The 16,348-nt window shown below is 72.5% G+C and carries 14 protein-coding genes, 1 pseudogene and 2 riboswitches; of the genes and pseudogenes, 2 read left to right on the top strand and 13 right to left on the bottom strand.

Annotated features, from left to right (window positions below; translation table 11 throughout):
* Position 1 precedes the first annotated feature (1 nt).
* Positions 2-700, bottom strand: a complete 699-nt coding sequence (locus tag DLJ47_RS13870) for a siderophore-interacting protein (protein WP_109900424.1) — start codon at positions 698-700, stop codon at positions 2-4.
* 220 nt (positions 701-920) lie between these two features.
* On the opposite strand from DLJ47_RS13870, the gene DLJ47_RS13865 reads away from it, so the two are divergent.
* On the top strand, positions 921-1,481 hold the full coding sequence (locus DLJ47_RS13865) for a GNAT family N-acetyltransferase (protein WP_109900423.1): 561 nt from the start codon (positions 921-923) through the stop codon (positions 1,479-1,481).
* 13 nt (positions 1,482-1,494) lie between these two features.
* On the opposite strand, the gene DLJ47_RS13860 is transcribed toward DLJ47_RS13865, so the two are convergent.
* The 4 genes from DLJ47_RS13860 to aceA all read right to left on the bottom strand — a co-directional run bounded on the left by DLJ47_RS13860 (position 1,495) and on the right by aceA (position 5,990).
* Positions 1,495-2,109 (bottom strand): LysE family translocator, encoded by a 615-nt coding sequence (locus DLJ47_RS13860; RefSeq protein WP_233257823.1) that lies wholly within the window; start codon positions 2,107-2,109, stop codon positions 1,495-1,497.
* Between the two features lie 12 nt (positions 2,110-2,121).
* Positions 2,122-2,568: an acyl-CoA thioesterase gene (locus tag DLJ47_RS13855; RefSeq protein WP_396835457.1), complete on the bottom strand. Its 447-nt coding sequence runs from the start codon at positions 2,566-2,568 to the stop codon at positions 2,122-2,124.
* A 184-nt stretch (positions 2,569-2,752) separates the two neighbouring features.
* A riboswitch (cobalamin riboswitch) is annotated at positions 2,753-2,968 on the bottom strand.
* Between the two features lie 143 nt (positions 2,969-3,111).
* The gene (gene aceB / locus DLJ47_RS13850) at positions 3,112-4,722 is read right to left on the bottom strand and encodes a malate synthase A (RefSeq protein ID WP_109900420.1); all 1,611 of its coding nucleotides are present in this window, start codon (positions 4,720-4,722) and stop codon (positions 3,112-3,114) included.
* Positions 4,719-5,990: an isocitrate lyase gene (gene aceA, locus DLJ47_RS13845; RefSeq protein ID WP_109900419.1), complete on the bottom strand. Its 1,272-nt coding sequence runs from the start codon at positions 5,988-5,990 to the stop codon at positions 4,719-4,721. The genes aceB and aceA overlap by 4 nt, the downstream gene beginning before the upstream one ends.
* 230 nt (positions 5,991-6,220) lie before the next feature.
* Between aceA and DLJ47_RS13840 the strand changes: the two genes are divergently transcribed.
* Positions 6,221-7,615 carry a short-chain fatty acyl-CoA regulator family protein gene (locus tag DLJ47_RS13840; protein ID WP_109900418.1) on the top strand — a complete coding sequence of 465 codons (1,395 nt, stop codon included), beginning with the start codon at positions 6,221-6,223 and terminating at the stop codon, positions 7,613-7,615.
* Between the two features lie 76 nt (positions 7,616-7,691).
* Here the strand turns inward: DLJ47_RS13840 and DLJ47_RS13835 are convergent, their stop codons facing one another.
* The 8 genes and pseudogenes from DLJ47_RS13835 to DLJ47_RS13795 all read right to left on the bottom strand — a co-directional run bounded on the left by DLJ47_RS13835 (position 7,692) and on the right by DLJ47_RS13795 (position 16,343).
* The gene (locus DLJ47_RS13835) at positions 7,692-8,687 is read right to left on the bottom strand and encodes a ribonucleotide-diphosphate reductase subunit beta (RefSeq protein ID WP_109900417.1); all 996 of its coding nucleotides are present in this window, start codon (positions 8,685-8,687) and stop codon (positions 7,692-7,694) included.
* 35 nt (positions 8,688-8,722) lie between these two features.
* Entirely contained in the window at positions 8,723-11,113 is a 2,391-nt protein-coding gene (locus DLJ47_RS13830; RefSeq protein WP_109900416.1) for a ribonucleoside-diphosphate reductase subunit alpha, read from the bottom strand.
* Positions 11,114-11,235: 122 nt separating this feature from the next.
* A riboswitch (cobalamin riboswitch) is annotated at positions 11,236-11,447 on the bottom strand.
* 265 nt (positions 11,448-11,712) lie between these two features.
* Positions 11,713-12,201 carry a nitroreductase/quinone reductase family protein gene (locus tag DLJ47_RS13825; protein ID WP_233257822.1) on the bottom strand — a complete coding sequence of 163 codons (489 nt, stop codon included), beginning with the start codon at positions 12,199-12,201 and terminating at the stop codon, positions 11,713-11,715.
* A 116-nt stretch (positions 12,202-12,317) separates the two neighbouring features.
* Positions 12,318-13,229, bottom strand: coding sequence for a universal stress protein (locus DLJ47_RS13820; RefSeq protein ID WP_109900414.1), 912 nt, complete (start codon positions 13,227-13,229; stop codon positions 12,318-12,320).
* Between the two features lie 152 nt (positions 13,230-13,381).
* Positions 13,382-13,825: pseudogene (locus DLJ47_RS37485) on the bottom strand (cytochrome c oxidase assembly protein); the annotation flags it as partial.
* A gap of 6 nt (positions 13,826-13,831) precedes the next feature.
* Complete coding sequence (locus DLJ47_RS13805) at positions 13,832-14,590, bottom strand: zf-HC2 domain-containing protein (RefSeq protein WP_109900413.1); 759 nt, start codon at positions 14,588-14,590, stop codon at positions 13,832-13,834.
* An 89-nt stretch (positions 14,591-14,679) separates the two neighbouring features.
* Positions 14,680-15,294, bottom strand: a complete 615-nt coding sequence (locus tag DLJ47_RS13800; protein ID WP_109900412.1) for a sigma-70 family RNA polymerase sigma factor — start codon at positions 15,292-15,294, stop codon at positions 14,680-14,682.
* 188 nt (positions 15,295-15,482) lie between these two features.
* Positions 15,483-16,343, bottom strand: coding sequence for an SDR family NAD(P)-dependent oxidoreductase (locus tag DLJ47_RS13795; protein ID WP_109900411.1), 861 nt, complete (start codon positions 16,341-16,343; stop codon positions 15,483-15,485).
* Between the last annotated feature and the right edge of the window lie 5 nt (positions 16,344-16,348).

Here is a 16,348-nt window from a genome sequence, read left to right as displayed (position 1 = left end):
TCTAGTAGCCGAGCGAGGTGAGCTGGTGCTTGTCGACGCCCAAGGTGCGCCGGATGTGCCGGGTGATGGTGCGGGTGCTGGCCGCCTCGCAGGCGACCCAGTAGTGGGCCGAGTCGCTGGCGGGCAGCGCGGCGCAGACCGCGTCGACCAGGTCCTGTCCGGTGTCCCGGCGGGGTATCCAGGTGACGCCGTGGTGCGCCCGGGTCCGTGGCGCGAGCGCCTTCTCGCCCTCGTGGGCGTACTCCAGCCAGACTGTCGCCGGGATGTCGGCGCCGGCGTCGAGCAGGCTGTTCACCGCCGGCAGGGACGCCGCGTCACCGATCAGGTAGAGGTGTTCGGGCGCGGGGTCCGGCAGCCGGAACGCGCTGCCCTGAACGGTCGCGTCGATGGTGTCGCCGACCTGCGCCGTGGTGGCCCACCGGGCGGCGCAGCCGTCGTGGAGGGCGAATTCGAGGGTGAACCGCCCGGTGGCCGGGTCGGGGTCCACCAGCGTGTAGGCGCGCTGGTGCGCCCGACCGTCGTTGTCGAACCACAGCCGGATCCACATCGTCGGGTGGACCCCGCACGCCTCCAGCAGGCCGCCGTCGTCGAGGAGCAGCCGCTGGTAGTGCCCGTCGACCGACTCGGTGCCCAGCACGGTCAGCCGGAAGTCCCGGCCTCCCATGGCCTTGAGCACCAGGGCCTCCCAGTTCCGTTTCACGCACCCCTCCAGGTAAGGTCTGCCTTCGTTAGGGCAGGGTAACCTAAGTTGGCGCTCGACAGAACACGCGTGTCCCCGACACCGGCCGCCGGCGAGGGCGTCGAGGCTGGTCGATGGCGATGCGCGGGGCGGCGACGACGTCGACGCGGCGACGACAGCGGCGTACCGACCGGCACCCGGCCCGGCCCCTCCGCACCGGCGTAGCTAAGGACAGCGCAGCATGATCCACCAGGAGAAGATCTCCGGCCTCGGCGAGTTGTCGCTCGTGACCGTGGCACCCGACCGGCACGCCGAACTGCTGCACGGCTGGGTCACCCAGCCCCGCAACTCGTTCTGGGGGATGGGTGGGCACACCGTCGAGCAGGTGCACGAGATCTACGCGTTCATCGACAGCCTGCCGACCCACCACGCCTACCTGATCACCGTCGACGACGAGCCGGTCGGGCTCTTCCAGACCTACCAGCCCGAGGCCGACCCGGTCGGCGAGCGCTACCCGGTCCAGCCCGGCGACATCGGGATGCATCTGCTGCTCAACCCCGGCCGGCGGTACGCCCGCGGCCTGACCACCGCGATCGGTCCCGCGCTCGCCCGGTTCCTGTTCCGGGACCCCGCCGCGCAGCGGATCGTGGTGGAGCCGGACGTGCGCAACCAACTGGCCCTGCGTCGCCTGGAGTCCGAGGGCTTCACCTTCGGCTCCGAGATCGACATGCCGGACAAGCGGGCCCAGCTCGCCTTCCTGACCCGGGCCCGGTTCGAGGCGGACCACCCGACCCTGGGGTGAGCCCGCCGGTCCGTCAGCTGGCCGCCAGGCGGATCCCGAGCGCGACGAAGGCGACGGCGCAGATCCGGTTGATCCGACGTGACCAGCGGCCGTCGGCCAACCGGCCGGCGAGCCGCCCAGCGCCGGCGCCCAGGGCGATGTCGACGGCGAGCTGCACCGCCACGAACAGCGCGCCGAGCAGGACGAGCTGAGCGGTGACGTCACCGGCTGCCGGGTCGACGAACTGGGGCAGGAAGGCCACGCTGAACAGGATCATCTTAGGGTTGAGCAGGTTGGTCACCAGCCCGCGCAGGAACGCCCGCCTGGCTCGGCCACCCTGCTCCGTCACCGCGTCGACGGGACCGCCGGCGCGGCGTAGCGCCCGTACGCCGAGGACGATCAGGTACGCCGCGCCGGCCCAGCGGATCGCGGTGAACAGCACCGGAGACGCCGAGACCAGCGCAGCGAGACCGCAGACGACCGCCGCGACGTGCACCGCCTCCCCGGCGGCGACGCCGAGCGCGGCGACCACCCCGGCGCGGGTGCCGTAGCGGGCGGCGTTGGCCAGGACGAACATCATGTCCGGACCGGGAGTGACCATGAGCACGACGGTGGCGGCGAGGTAACCGGCGAGGGTCGCCGCGGACACACCGAGCACCCCTCAGCCCTCCCCGGCCCCGTCGAGCAGGGCCTGCCGCAGGGCCAGCCGGTGCTCGCGGCGGATCTCCGCCTCGCGGTAGCGACGCCGGTCGCCGTCGGTCTGCGGCAGCAGCGGCGGGACGGTGCGGGGCTGGCCAGCGTCGTCGACGGCGACCATGACCAGGTGCGCGGTGGCCACGTCGGTGGGTGGCACCGCGCGGTCCCAGCGGTCCGCGGTCACCTTGACGGCCACCTCCATCGAGCTGCGGCCGGCCCAGGTGATCCGGGCGTCCACGTGGACCACGTCGCCGACCCGCACGGCGCGAAGGAACGCGGTCTCGTCGATCGCGGCGGTGACCGCCGGCCCGTCCGAGTGCCGCGCGGCGACCACCCCGGCCACGGAGTCGATGAGGTTCAGGATCCGGCCGCCGTGGACCGTGCCCATCAGGTTGGTGTGGTGCTGGTCCATGATCTGCGACAGGGTCAGGTGCGACGCCGACGGGGGTCGGCCGGCGATGGTGGTGGTGTCGTGCACAGCGGTAGTCCGTCCTCGGGAAGCACACCGCCGATCCCGCCGGCGCGCACGTCGAGGAACACGCTCGTGGCGTGTCACCCGCCCGACCCGCCCGCGAGGTCGACGGCAGCGCACACACCTCGTGTGCGCAGCGCGGGCAGGTCTTCGGACTCGCGGGCGTGACCGGGCGTGCCGGTCTCCTACTGGCCGTCGCTTCCCAGACCTCGCGGTCCAGTGCATGGTGACGGCGGTCGTTCCCACTCACCGCTGCGGGGCAGTCCCGGACTTGCACCGGGTTCCCTCTTACGACGCCCGGCCGAATCCGGCCGGGCGAACCAGCGCCGGTGACAGCCTATTCGATCGACGACGCTCGGCCTCCACCGCCGGCGCTGGCAACCGTGATTCGGGCCGGCACCCGGCCGCGCCGAACCGGAGCACCGGCCGGAGCCGGGAAGGGCCGAGGGGACCTTCCCGGCTCCGGCGCGGGCGCCGACCGGGTCAGCCGGCCGACAGGTCGGGCTTCCGGTTCGGACCGAGGTGCCGGGCGTACGCGCCGGTGGTGAAGAACGCCGGCAGGTCCTCGCCGAGCGCGGTGTCCTCGACGACCCGCGCGGCCTGCTCGGCGCGGTCCCGCTCGGTGCCCTCGCGTCCCGCGGTCAGGGCGGCGAGTTCCTCCGCGAGGATCGATCGGACCAGGTCCTCCGTCACGCAGCCGCCGTCGGCCAGCGGGGTGCCATGGTGCAGCCACTGCCAGACCTGGCAGCGGGCGATCTCGGCGGTCGCCGCGTCCTCCATCAGGTTCCACAGCGCCACCGCGCCGGTGCCGCCGAGCCAGGCGTCGACGTAGCGCAGCGCGACCGCGATGTTGGACCGCAGTCCCGCGGCGGTGACCTGGCCCGGGGTCTTGTCGACGGCGAGCAGGTCGGCGGCGGTGACACCGACGTCGTCCCGGAGCCGGTCGAGCTGATTCGGCCGCTCGGCCAGCACCGCGTCGAACTCCTCCCGGCAGGTGTCGACCAGGCCCGGGTGGGCGACCCAGGACCCGTCGAACCCGTCGCCGGCCTCCCGCCGCTTGTCCGCCCGCACCCGGCCGAGGGCCACCTCGTTGACCTCCGGGTTCCGGCTGGGGATGAACGCGGCCATCCCGCCGATGGCGTGCGCGCCGCGCCGGTGACACGTCGACACGAGCAGTTCGGTGTAGGCGCGCATGAACGGCACGGTCATGGTGACCTCGGACCGGTCCGGCAGCACGAAGTCCGGCCACTGCCCGAAGTTCTTGATGACACTGAAGATGTAGTCCCACCGTCCGGCGTTGAGCCCCGCCGAGTGCTCGCGCAGCTCGTACAGGATCTCCTCCATCTCGAAGGCGGCGGTGATGGTCTCGATCAGGGTGGTGGCCCGGATGGTGCCCTGCGGCAAACCCAGGTACCGCTGGGCGAAGACGAAGATGTCGTTCCACAGCCGCGCCTCGCGGTGCCCCTCCAGCTTCGGCAGGTAGAAGTAGGGCCCGGCGCCGGCGTCGAGCTGCCGCCGGGCGCAGTGGAAGAGGTAGAGCCCGAAGTCGACCAGGCTGGCCGAGATCGGCCGCCCGTCCACCGCGATCCCCTTCTCCACGAGGTGCCAGCCGCGCGGCCGGACCACGATCGTGGCCAGCTCCTCGCCGAGGGCGTACCGCTTGCCGCGCGGGTCGGTGAAGTCGATCCGCCGGTCCAGGGCGTCGATCAGGTTGAGCTGCCCGCTGATGACGTTGTGCCAGGTCGGGGCGGTGGCGTCCTCGAAGTCGGCGAGCCACACCTTGGCGCCGGAGTTGAGCGCGTTGACGGTCATCTTGCGGTCGGTGGGTCCGGTGATCTCGACCCGCCGGTCGACGAGACCGGGTGCGGGCGGGGCCACCCGCCAGGTGCGGTCGGCGCGGATCCCGGCGGTCTCCGGGAGGAAGTCGGGCAGTTGGCCGGTGGCGTACCGGTCGCGGCGGGCCCGGCGGGTGTCCAGCAGGGCCACCCGCCGGGCGGCGAACTCGCTGTCCAGCGCGACCAGGAAGTCCAGCGCCTCGGCGGTGAGCACCTCGTCGAACCGGTCGGCCATCGGGCCGATCACCTCGTACCTCATGCGAACTGCTCCTCCTCGGTGGAGCCGCGCAGCGCGGTGGTTTCGGCGGCCGGGTTGAGCACGGTGCTGATCAGGTCGAAGTAGCCGGTGCCCACCTCGCGCTGGTGCTTGACGGCGGTGTAGCCGGCCGACTCGGCGGCGAACTCCCGCTCCTGCAGCGCCACGTACGCGGACATGCCGTCGGCGGCGTAGCCACGGGCCAGGTCGAACATCGAGTAGTTGAGGGCGTGGAAGCCGGCCAGCGTGATGAACTGGAACTTGTAGCCCATGTGGCCGAGTTCCCGCTGGAACTTGGCGATGGTCGCGTCGTCGAGATGCTTGCGCCAGTTGAACGACGGCGAGCAGTTGTAGGCGAGCAGCTGGTCCGGGTACTCGGCCTTGATCGCCTCGGCGAAGCGGCGGGCGACCTCCAGGTCCGGAGTGCTGGTCTCCATCCAGAGCAGGTCGGCGTGCGGGGCGTACGCCAGGCCGCGGGCGATGCACGGCTCGACCCCGTTACGCACCCGGTAGAAGCCCTCGGCGGTCCGCTCGCCGGTGACGAACGGCCGGTCCCGCTCGTCCACGTCGGTGGTGAGCAGCGTGGCGGCCTGGGCGTCGGTGCGGGCGATGACCACCGACGGCACCCCGGCGACGTCGGCGGCGAGCCGCGCCGCCTCGAGGGTACGGATGTGCTGGCCGGTGGGGACGAGCACCTTCCCGCCGAGGTGGCCGCACTTCTTCTCGGCCGCGAGCTGGTCCTCCCAGTGCACCCCGGCCGCGCCGGCCGCGATCATCGCGGTCATCAGCTCGTACGCGTTGAGCGGTCCGCCGAAGCCGGCCTCGGCGTCGGCGACGATCGGCGCGAGCCAGTCGGTACCGGTGGTGTCGCCCTCGGCGGTGGTGATCTGGGCGGCGCGCAGCAGGGCGTTGTTGATCCGGCGCACCACCGCGGGCACCGAGTTGGCCGGGTAGAGGCTCTGGTCGGGGTAGGTGTGCCCGGCGAGGTTGGCGTCCGCGGCCACCTGCCAGCCGGAGAGGTAGATCGCCTTCAGGCCGGCCCGGACCATCTGCACGGCCTGGTTGCCGGTGAGCGCGCCCAGCGCGTGGATGTAGTCCTCGCTGTGCAGCAGCCGCCACAGCCGCTCCGCCCCGTGCCGGGCCAGGGTGTGCTCCTCCTGGATCGCCCCGCGCAACCGCACCACGTCCTCGGCGCGGTAGCTGCGCCGCACCCCCTGCCAACGCGGATCGGTCTCCCACTCGGTACGCAACTGCTCAACGGCGTTCTGCATGATGTCGTCCTCTCGAATGTGCGGTGACGCCGGGTGGACCCGGACGTGCGGCGTGGCGGCGGGAATTCGACGCCGACCCGGCGTGTCGCCAACGGTCACACGACGTCGACGGGGGGTCGAGGGACGGAAGAAGCCAAGTTCTGGGAATTTTCCACGCCATTTTGCGAAGTTGTGAACGGGTATATTTGCACCTTGCAAATGGTCGCTGGACGGGGGACGAGCAGCGGGAGGTGAGGGCGGTCGCCAAGACCTTCGCGGGCGCCCGGCTGCGCCGGATGCGCGAGGACCGTGCGCTGAGCCAGTCGCACCTCGCCCGCCTGCTGAACATCTCGCCCAGCTATCTCAACCAGATCGAACACGATTCGCGGCCGCTGACCGTCCCGGTGCTCATGCGCATCACCGAGGTGTTCGGCGTCGACCCGACCGTCTTCGCCCCGCGGGACACGCCACGGCTGGTCGCCGGATTGCGCGAGGCGCTCCCCGGCCGGGCGGGCGTCGCCGACCTCACCGAACTCGCCACCCGGCTGCCCGAGGTCGCAGAGGCCGTCATCGAGCTGCACCGGCGGTACCGGCAGGCGGACGAGCAGCTCGCCGAGCTGCTCGGCGACCGTGAGACGATCGGCCGCAGCCCGCACGACCAGGTGACCGAGTTCTTCTACCGGCGGCAGAACTACGTGCCGGATCTGGACGAGGCGGCGGAACGGCTCGCCGCGAGCATCGGACTCCGCCGTGGCGAGGTCCGCGCCGTCCTGCAGGACCGGCTCGCCCAGCGGCACGGCGTCCACGTCCGCCGCGACGACGCCGCCTCGCTCGGCGACGAACTGCACCGCTACCGCCCGCAGACCCGCACCCTGCACCTGTCGACGTCGTTGCGACCCGGGCAGGAGGCCATGCGGATGGCGGCGCAGATCGCGCTGCTGGAGTTCGCCGACGTGATCGACGAGACCGTGGAGGAGGAGCGGTTCGACGAGACGCAGACCCAGATCCTCACCCGGGTCGGGCTGGCCAACTACTTCGCCGCCGCGCTGATCCTGCCGTACGAGCAGTTCCTGACGGCGGCGGAGCAGCGCCGGTACGACATCGACCTGCTCACCCAGCACTTCGCGATGGGCTGGGAGCCGGTGTGCCACCGGCTCAGCACGCTGCAACGCCCCCGGGCGCGGGGCGTGCCCTTCTCGTTCGTCCGGGTCGACCGGGCCGGCAACATGTCCAAACGCCAGTCCGCCACCGGCTTCCCGTTCTCCCACACCGGCGGCACCTGCCCCCTGTGGAACGTCTACGAGGCGTTCAGCTCGCCCGGGCGGGTGGTGGTGCAGGTCGCCGCGATGCCCGACGGGCAGCGCTACCTGTGGATCGCCCGCACCATCACCCGCCACCACGGCGGCTACAACCAGCCGGGAAAGGTCTACGCGATCGGCCTGGGCTGTGAGACGAGGCACGCCGACCGGCTGGTCTACTCCGCCGGGATGGACCTGCACGCCGCCGAGGCCGCCACACCGATCGGTCCCGGCTGCAAGACCTGCGAACGGATGACCTGCCCGCAACGGGCCGCGCCGCCGATCAGCCGCCGGCTCGACCTGGACGAGAACCGCAGCACCTTCATCCCCTACCCGTTGAAGGACTGAACCGGTCCGGCCGCCGGCGGGCCGGGCGGGACGACGCGCGGCCGTCCACGCCCGGCCGTCCACGCCCGGCCGTCGCTCAGAAGTCGTCGTCGAAGGTGACGCTCCCGGTGACCCCCACCTGGTAGGCGGACACCCGCCGCTCGAAGAAGTTCGACAACTCCTGCACGTCCTGCAGCTCCATGAACGCGAACGGATTCGCCGAGCCGTAGAGCGGTGCGATGCCGAGCTGGGCGAGCCGACGGTCGGCCACGTGCTGGAGGTACTCCCGCATGTCCCGTAGCGACAACCCGGAGACGCCCTGTTCGAGCAGGTCCTCGGCGAACTGGGCCTCGCACTCGACCGCCTCGGCCAGCATCTCCCGCACCTGGCGGACCAGCTCCTCGTCGAACAGCTCCGGCTCCTCGCGGCGGACGGTGTCCACCACGTCGAAGGCGAACGCCATGTGCATCGACTCGTCGCGGAACACCCAGTTGGTGCCGGAGGCGAGGCCGTTGAGCAGTCCCCGCGAGCGCAGGAAGTAGACGTAGGCGAAGGCGCCGTAGAAGAACAGCCCCTCGATGCACGCGGCGAAGCAGATCAGGTTGAGCAGGAACGCCCGGCGGTCCGCGCGGGTCCTGAGCGTACGCAGCTCGAAGACGGAGTCGATCCAGCGGAAGCAGAACTCCGCCTTGCGCCGGATCGACGGGATGTTCTCGATGGCGGCGAACGCCGCGAAGCGTTCCTTCTCGTCGGGCACGTAGGTGTCGAGCAGGTTCAGGTAGAACTGAACGTGCACGGCCTCTTCGAACAGCTGCCGGGACAGGTAGAGCCGGCCCTCCGGCGAGTTGACGTGCTGGTAGAGGTTGAGCACCAGGTTGTTGGCGACGATGGTGTCCCCGGTGGCGAAGAACGCGACCAGCCGCGACACCAGGTGCTGTTCGGCGGGGGAGAGGCGAGCCAGGTCGGCGAGGTCGGAGTGCAGGTCGACCTCCTCGACGGTCCAGGTGTTCTTGATCGCGTCCTTGAACCGGTCGAAGAAGTGCGGGTAGCGCATCGGCCGCAGGGTCAGGTCCATACCCGGGTCGAGCAGCATGTGCCGGCCGTCGGTACGGGGTGCGTCAGTCGTGGTCACTGGCAGGCCTCACAGCTCTCGGGGTTCTCCAGGGAGCAGGCCAGTGCCTCGGCGTCCGGGGTGACGACCGGCGTGACCGCCGTGGCGGCGACGGCGACGGTGGCCTGCTGGATCCGCGTCGCGGGCCGCGAGCGCAGGTAGTAGGTGGTCTTCAGCCCGGACTTCCAGGCGTACAGGTACATCGACGACAGCTTGCCGATGGTCGGCGCACCCATGAACAGGTTCAGCGACTGGGACTGGTCGACGTACGGCGCGCGGGCGGCAGCGAGATCGATCAGCGCCCGCTGCGGCAGCTCCCACGCGGTGCGGAACAGCGTCCGCACGTCGGGCGGCAGGTCGGTGATGCCCTGCACCGATCCCTCGGCGCGCTTGATCTGGTCCCGGATCGCCGGCGTCCACCGCCCGCGCGCCTTCAGTTCACCGACCAGGTACGTGTTGATCTGGAGGAACTCGCCGGACATCGTCTCGCGTTTGAACAGGTTGGACACCTGCGGCTCGATGCACTCGTAGCAGCCGGCGATCGAGGCGATGGTGGCGGTTGGGGCGATCGCGACCAGCAGCGAGTTGCGCAGGCCGTGCGCGGCGACCCGCGCCCGCAGCGCGGCCCACCGCTCGTGCTGCGCGGGCTCCGCGCCCCACAGGTCCGGGTGCAGCTCACCCCTGGCGGCGCGGGTCTCGGCGTACGCGGGGTGCGCGCCGAACCGCTCCGCCAGGCCGGCCGAGGTCTCCAGGGCGGTCAGGAGGATCTCCTCCTGCACCCGGGTGGACAGCTCCTTCGCCTCGGCCGAGTCGAACGGCAGGCGCAGCGTGAAGAACGCGTCCTGCAGTCCCATCAGGCCGAGCCCGACCGGCCGCCAGCGCGGGTTCGACGCCGCCGCCTGCTCGGCCGGGTAGTAGTTGATGTCGATCACCCGATCGAGGAACACCACCGCGGTGCGGACGGTCGACCGCAGCTTCGCCCAGTCGACCCCGTCGGCGGTGACGTGCGCGCCGAGGTTGACCGAGCCGAGGTTGCAGACGGCGGTCTCGGTGTCGCTGTTCACCTCGAGGATCTCGGTGCACAGGTTGGACAGGTGGATCATGTTGCCCGGCGCGCCGGTCTGGTTGGACAGCCGGTTCGACGGGTCCTTGAACGTCATCCACCCGTTGCCGGTCTGCGCCAGCGTGCGCATCATCCGCCCGTACAGGTCCCGGGCCCGGACCGTGCGCACCGCCTTCTTCTCCGCGACCCGGTAGGCGGCGTCGAACTCCTCGCCGTACAGGTCGGGCAGCTCCGGCGCGTCGGACGGGTCGATCAGCGACCAGTCGCCGTCCGCCTCGACCCGGCGCATGAACTCGTCCGGGATCCAGTTGGCCAGGTTGAGGTTGTGCGTCCGCCGGGACTCCTCGCCGGTGTTGTCCCGCAGTTCCAGGAACTCCTCGATGTCCGGGTGCCACGGCTCCAGGTAGACGCAGGCCGCCCCCTTGCGCCGGCCGCCCTGGTTGACCGCCGCGACACCGGCGTCGAGGGTCTTCAGAAACGGCACGATGCCGTTGGAGCGGCCGTTGGTGCCGCGGATCAGCGCGCCCCGGCCGCGCACCCGCGACCAGGAGATGCCGATGCCGCCGGAGAACTTCGACAGCTTCGCCACCTGGTGATACCGCTCGTAGATCGAGTCCAACTCGTCCCGTGGCGAGTCGACCAGGAAGCACGACGACATCTGCGTGTGCCGGGTGCCCGAGTTGAACAACGTCGGTGAACTGGGCAGGTACGCCAGCGACGACATCAGGCGGTAGAAGCCGATCGCCTCGGCCAGCGTCCGCGACAACCCGCAGGCCACCCGCAGCAGCCAGTACTGCGGCGTCTCCACCACCAGCCGCGACTCGGGGTGGCGCAGCAGGTACCGGTCGGCGACGGTGCGCAGCCCGAAGTACTCGAACCGCAGGTCACCGTCCGGGTCCACGGCCTCGTCCAGTTCGCCGGCGTGGCGGGACACGAACGCGGCGGTGTCGTCGCCGATCAGGCCCAGGCCGTGGGCGTACCGGATGGCCTGGCTGAAGCTCGCCACACCCTGCCCGCGGACCTCCTTGTCCACGTACGCGGCCAGCAGCCGTGCCGCGAGCCTGGAGTACTGCGGCTCCTCGCCGATCAGCTCCGCCGCCGTCTGGATCGACAACTTGTCCAGCTCGGCGGTGGTCGCTCCATCGTAGAGACCACTGATCGTCTTCGTGGCAACCCGCAACGGGTCCACCTCGGCCAGGTCAGCGGCCCACCGCTGCACCGCCTCGACGATCCGGTTGACGTCCACCGGCTCGCTGCCGCCGTTGCGTTTGCGGACCCGCATCACCTGCCGGCGCCGCTCCGGTGCGCCCGCGCCGGGCGCGGAGTGCTCCCGTACCACCGTCATGACCTCTCCTCGCGCTGTCTCCGATGGCCATCGGACGCGGGAGAACGCCAACGAGCCCGACGGGACGGCAGGCCCGGTTGCTGGCGTCGGTCGTCCCGCGCGACCTCCGACCGCCGCGCGCGACGGCGCACGGCGCGCTGGCAGGTCTTCGGACTCGCGGGCCTGACCGGGGTCGCCGGTCGCCTACTGGCCGTCGCTTCCCAGGCCGGTGCGGCCCAGTGCTGTTGACGGCGGTCGTTCCCACTCACCGCTGCGGGGCAGTCCCGGACTCACACCGGGTTCCCTCTTGCCTCGGCCGCCGTCACGCGGCCGAACCAGCTGCGTGGGACACCATATATGCCGCTGCCGCCGAGCGGGCAACACCAGATGTCGGGTCGTCGTGTCGGCTTCGTCTCACCGGTCGCCGGCGTCGCGCGGCCGCCCGCCCGCCGTCCGGGCGCCGCGATCACCCGTTCGCCGGCGAATCCCAGCCGGGTCCGACGCTTGGTGGACCCGCTCTGATCAGGGCCGCGAGGTGGCCGCCGCCGGGCGGCGCGCGGCCGGGCGCCGCTCGCGTTCGTCGGTGGTGCAGCGCTGCACGAAGTCGATGCTCGGCGGGGTCACTCGGATCCGTCGGCGTACTCGATCCGGAAGGCGGGGTATCGCGGCGCGATCGCCGCGAACTCGGCCAGGGGTGCGTGCCGGTCGACGGGAAGATGCGGCCGCGCTCCGGGCACCTTCCGCAGGTACCGCTTGAGGATCGGCGCGCGCTCGTCGACCGGTACCTCGACCAGGCGGCAGGCGCGGGCGCGTCCGTGCCGGAGGGTGGCCCGGCCGCCGGCCGCCCGTACGTTCCGGACCCAGTTGCAGTCGTCGCCCAGCATCGACACCAGGTACCACTCGCCCTGCCAGTCGGCCATGCCCAGCGGGAACCGGGTGCGTCGTCCGGTGCGTCGCCCGGCGACCTCCAGGGTCACCCAGCGCCGGGGGAACAGGCCGGTGCCGAGCACGGCCGCCCACACCCGGGCGAAGCGCCGTGCGGTGGCGTCCCCGCGCCCGCCCGCGTACATCCGGCGAAGCTCGTCGTCCGAGTAGGGCCAGCTTCTCATCGCGTCCTCCATCGGTCCGGATCCGCCTGCCGGCGGCGGCTTCCTCGACCGGCCGGCACCAGGATCACCGGCCGGCCGCGCCGGCCGCGGTCCGGCCGGCGCGGCGGTGACCCGGGTCAGGTGTTCCGACTCCGGTGGTGGCGGACGATGGCCAGTGGGCTGCGCGCGTGGTGCAGCACCGCGTGGCTGACCGAGCCGAGCAGCAGTCCGGTGAAGCTGCCCCGGCCGTGCGCGCCGACCACGGTCAGCTGCGCGTCGGCGGACGCCTCGACCAGCGCCCGGGCCGGGGTGCCGGCCATCAGCAGCCGCTGGACCGGGACGTCCGGGTAGCGTTCGGACCAGCCGGCGACCGACTCGGCGAGTACCCGCTCCTCCTCCGCGCGCAGCTCCGCCGGGTCGTACGACAGCGGCAGGACGTCGCCGGGGCCGGACACCTCCCGGCCGGTCGGCAGCGCCGGGTAGAGCCAGGCGTGCACGACGACCAGCGCGGTGCCGCGCTGCGCCGCCTCGGCGAACGCGAAGCCGATCGCCTCCTCGGAGAGCGCGGAACCGTCCACCCCGACCACGACCGGGCCGTCGGCGCGCGGCTCGCCCCGCACCACCAGCACCGGGCAGTGCGCCCGGGCCGACAGCTGTACCGACACCGAGCCGACCAGCAGCTCGGCGAAGCCGCCCAGCCCGCGATGCCCGAGCACCAGCAGCGCCGCGTCCCCGCTCTCGCGCAGCAGCACCGGGGTAGCGGCACCGTCGACCACGACGCCGGTCACGGCGAGGTCCGCGTTGACCTTGCGGGCCTCGTCGACGGCCTCGGCGACGACCCGGTCGGCCTCCCGCCGCAGCTCCTCGTACGGCAGGGCGGCCGCCATCGGACCGAACGGCGTGCCGAGCAGCGGCCATCCGAACGCGTGCACCACCCGCAGCGGCCGGTGCCGGGCCGCCGCCTCCCGGGCGGCCACCCGCGCCGCGTGCAGTGCCGAGGGGGAACCGTCCACGCCCACCACGACGGGGGCACCGGATCTGTCGGTCATCACGTCCTCCTTCGTCCACCCTCAGCGTGGCTCCGGCCCGGCCGGTGGGGCAGAGGCCTTCGCCCGAGGCGGCAGGGACCATCGGCCCGGTCGGTCCGGGGCCCGGCGGGCCGGACGGCGTCGGCCCGACCGACCGCCCGGGTCGGCCGGCGTCACCGGTCGGTAGGGCCGTCGCTGTCCGCGTGGTTGGCGGCGGCGAGGAAGGCGTTGTAGCGGGCGAGGTCGTCAGCTTCCCCGGTCGCCTCGGCGCGGTCGGCCGCCCGGTCCAGGCGGGCCTGTTCCCGCTGGTCGGCCCGAACCCACCGGCGCACGAGGACGACCATGACGGCGGCGGCGGGGATCTCCCCGAACGCCCAGGCGATGCCGGCGCCGAGCTGCTGGTCCGCCAGCAGCGCGGACGCCCAGGCGGGGTGCACGGCGAGGTACCAGTCGGGGGCGATGGGGGGTGGGATCGCGAAGACAGCGGAGCCGATCGGGGTGGTCCACTCGTTGAGCAGGTCCCGCTGGGCGAGGCGCCGTTGGCTGGGCAGGAACTGGCGGGTGACGTCGGCCTGGTAGGAGGCGAAGATCAGCCCACTGTCGGCGGTGCCGTCCGAGGGCGTTCAGGCCGCCGTACGGTCCTGGCGGTACGCGGACCCGGGGTGGGGCGGCGGCAGCAGCCGCAGGTTCGACGGCGCGGGCGCCTCGTCCTCGGCCGGCAGTCGCCAGCGGCTCTGCTCCGGACGGCCGCGGTTGGCGGGGCCGTCGGGCCGCCGGCGTGGCCGGGACATGGCGACCACGATCGCGTACCCGGTGAGCAGGAAGCCGTGGCTGACCAGCCGCGCGGTGTCCACCCGGCCGATCACCAGGTCGTTGACCGAGAGCAGCACCAGCGTGCCGACGAACGCGCTGAGCGTCGGCACCAGCCCGGTCGGCGGGGTGCGGCGGGCGGCCACGAACAGGAATCCCGCCCCGACGGCGACGTTCCACGCCGCCGACTCGTGCCACAGGTGCCCCGACGCGAGCGCCCCGGCCGCCGAGTGGGCGTGCTCGCCGGCCGCGCCGCGGCCGATCTGGGCCAGACCGAGCAGGACCTGAAGTGCGCCGATCAGCCCCAGCGCAGCCCGCAGAGTGAGCACGAGCCGCTGCCGCCGGCGGTACGGAGCCGGCGCGGGCAGGGCGGCGAGGATGGCATCGGTGCGGTCCTCGTGGGCGACGGTGACCGACAGCCGGGCCCGCCGGGTGACCGCCGCCGCCTGGTCGAACCAGGTCCGGCAGTCGCCGCAGCCGGCCAGGTGGGTCTCGGCGGCCGCCCGCTCGGCGGGAGTCTCCTCACCGTCCAGCTGTGCCGACAACACCTCGCGCCACTGCTCACACCTCATGCACCGGTAGTCGGCTCGACAGCGGCGTTGGTTCCCAGCAACTTCCGGGAAAAGATCGCATCGACGCAGCTCACAGCGGCTGTGCCGGCTCAGCCGGCCGCGTCGCCGCCGCGCCGCGGGCCCCGCGCGGCCCGGCTGTCCATCGCGGCGACAAGATCTTCCCGGGCCCGGGCCACCCGGGAGCGGATGGTGCCGACGGGGCAGTCGCAGACCTCCGCCGCCCCGGCGTAGGACAGGCCGAGGACCTGGGTGGCGACGAACGCCTCCCGCCGGTCCGCCGGCAGCGCCGCGATCAGCTGCTCCAGCACGATCTGGCCGTCGAAGCCGCTGCGGGACAGGTCGACGCCGTCGTATCCGTCCGACATCGGCACCGTTCGGGGACGCGCGGTGACGGCGCGTACGTGATCGACAGCGACGCGGCGGGCGATGGCGAGCAGCCACGTCCGTGCCGATGAGCGTCCGGCGAACGACGACAGCGACCGGACCGCCCGCAGGAAGGTCTCCTGCGCCAGGTCGTCCGCCTCGCCCGGGGAGACCAGGGCGGCGAGGAAGCGCCGGACCTGATGCTGGGTCGCCCGGACGAACCGGGCGGCGGCGTCCTGGTCACCCCGCCCGGCGGCCAGCGCCCACGCGGTGATCTCCGCCTCGTCGTCAGCCACCCGGCACCTCCACGTAGACCCGCGGGGCGCGCTCGCCGGCGGCATCCACGACGCATTGTAGTAGTGGCCGGAGCGCCGCGGGCCGCCCGGCCGCGAACGCGCGGACCGACCCCGCGACGCGGGCTGCTGACGGGGCCGACCTCGGGCCCCGCCAGAGCCCGCTGGCCGGCCCGCAGGGGCCACCGGAGCGGCGCCGCGCCGCCGAGCAGCCTCCTACGGAACGGCCCGTCCGCTCAGGCGTGCTGCCCGATGTCGGTGGTGGCGGCGAGCTGGCGGGCGGCCTCGATGTCGGTGGTCAGGTGCTCAACAGCGGTGGTGGCCAGGGTGTAGGAGTCGGAGCCGAGGATCTGGTGCAGCGGCGCGGTGCCGTCCCGGGCGATGGTGATGATCGCGGCGGCCGCCTTGGCGGGGTCGCCGAGCTGGGTTCCGGGCATGGCCAGGTGGGCGTCGGTCATCTCGCGGATGGCGTCGTAGCCGTCGGCGACCCGGGACGGAAGGCGCAGGTTGTGCATGCGCAGGAAGTCCGTACGCAGGTATCCGGGCTCGACCAGGTTGACGCGGACACCGAAGTCGGCGACCTCGGCGGCCAACGATCCGGTGAGACCTTCCAGGGCGTACTTGGCGGCGCAGTACGCGCCCCAGCCGGGGAAGGTGGTCAGGCCGAGGATCGACGAGATGTTGATGACGTGGCCGCTGCGGCGCGCCCGCATGCCGGGCAGGACGGCGCGCAGCACGTTCCACGCCCCGAAGATCTGCACGTCGAACAGCTCCCGCGCCTCGGCGTCGGTGATCTCCTCGACGGCGCCGAGCAGGCCGTAGCCGGCGTTGTTGACCACGACGTCGATGCCGCCGAACCGGTCACCGGCCGCCGCCACGGCGCTGGCGACCTCCTTCTCGTCGGCGAGGTTCACCCGCAGCGCCAGCAGCCGTGAGGTGTCGGCGGAACCCAGCGCCGCGATCAGCCGTTCGGTGGAGCGGGTGGTCGCCGCGACGTTGTCGCCGCGCCGCAGCAGCTGCTGGACCAGCTCGAGTCCGAGTCCGTGCGAAGCGCCGGTGACGAACCAGGTCGCGGGTCCGGAGGTGGGATACGGCATGGGGA

Origin of the sequence: Micromonospora sp. S4605, from assembly GCF_003176715.1 — a bacterium.
GTDB lineage: Bacteria > Actinomycetota > Actinomycetes > Mycobacteriales > Micromonosporaceae > Micromonospora > Micromonospora echinaurantiaca.
Note: the sequence above shows the minus strand (reverse complement) of the source record. Positions and strands in the feature narration are given on the sequence as shown.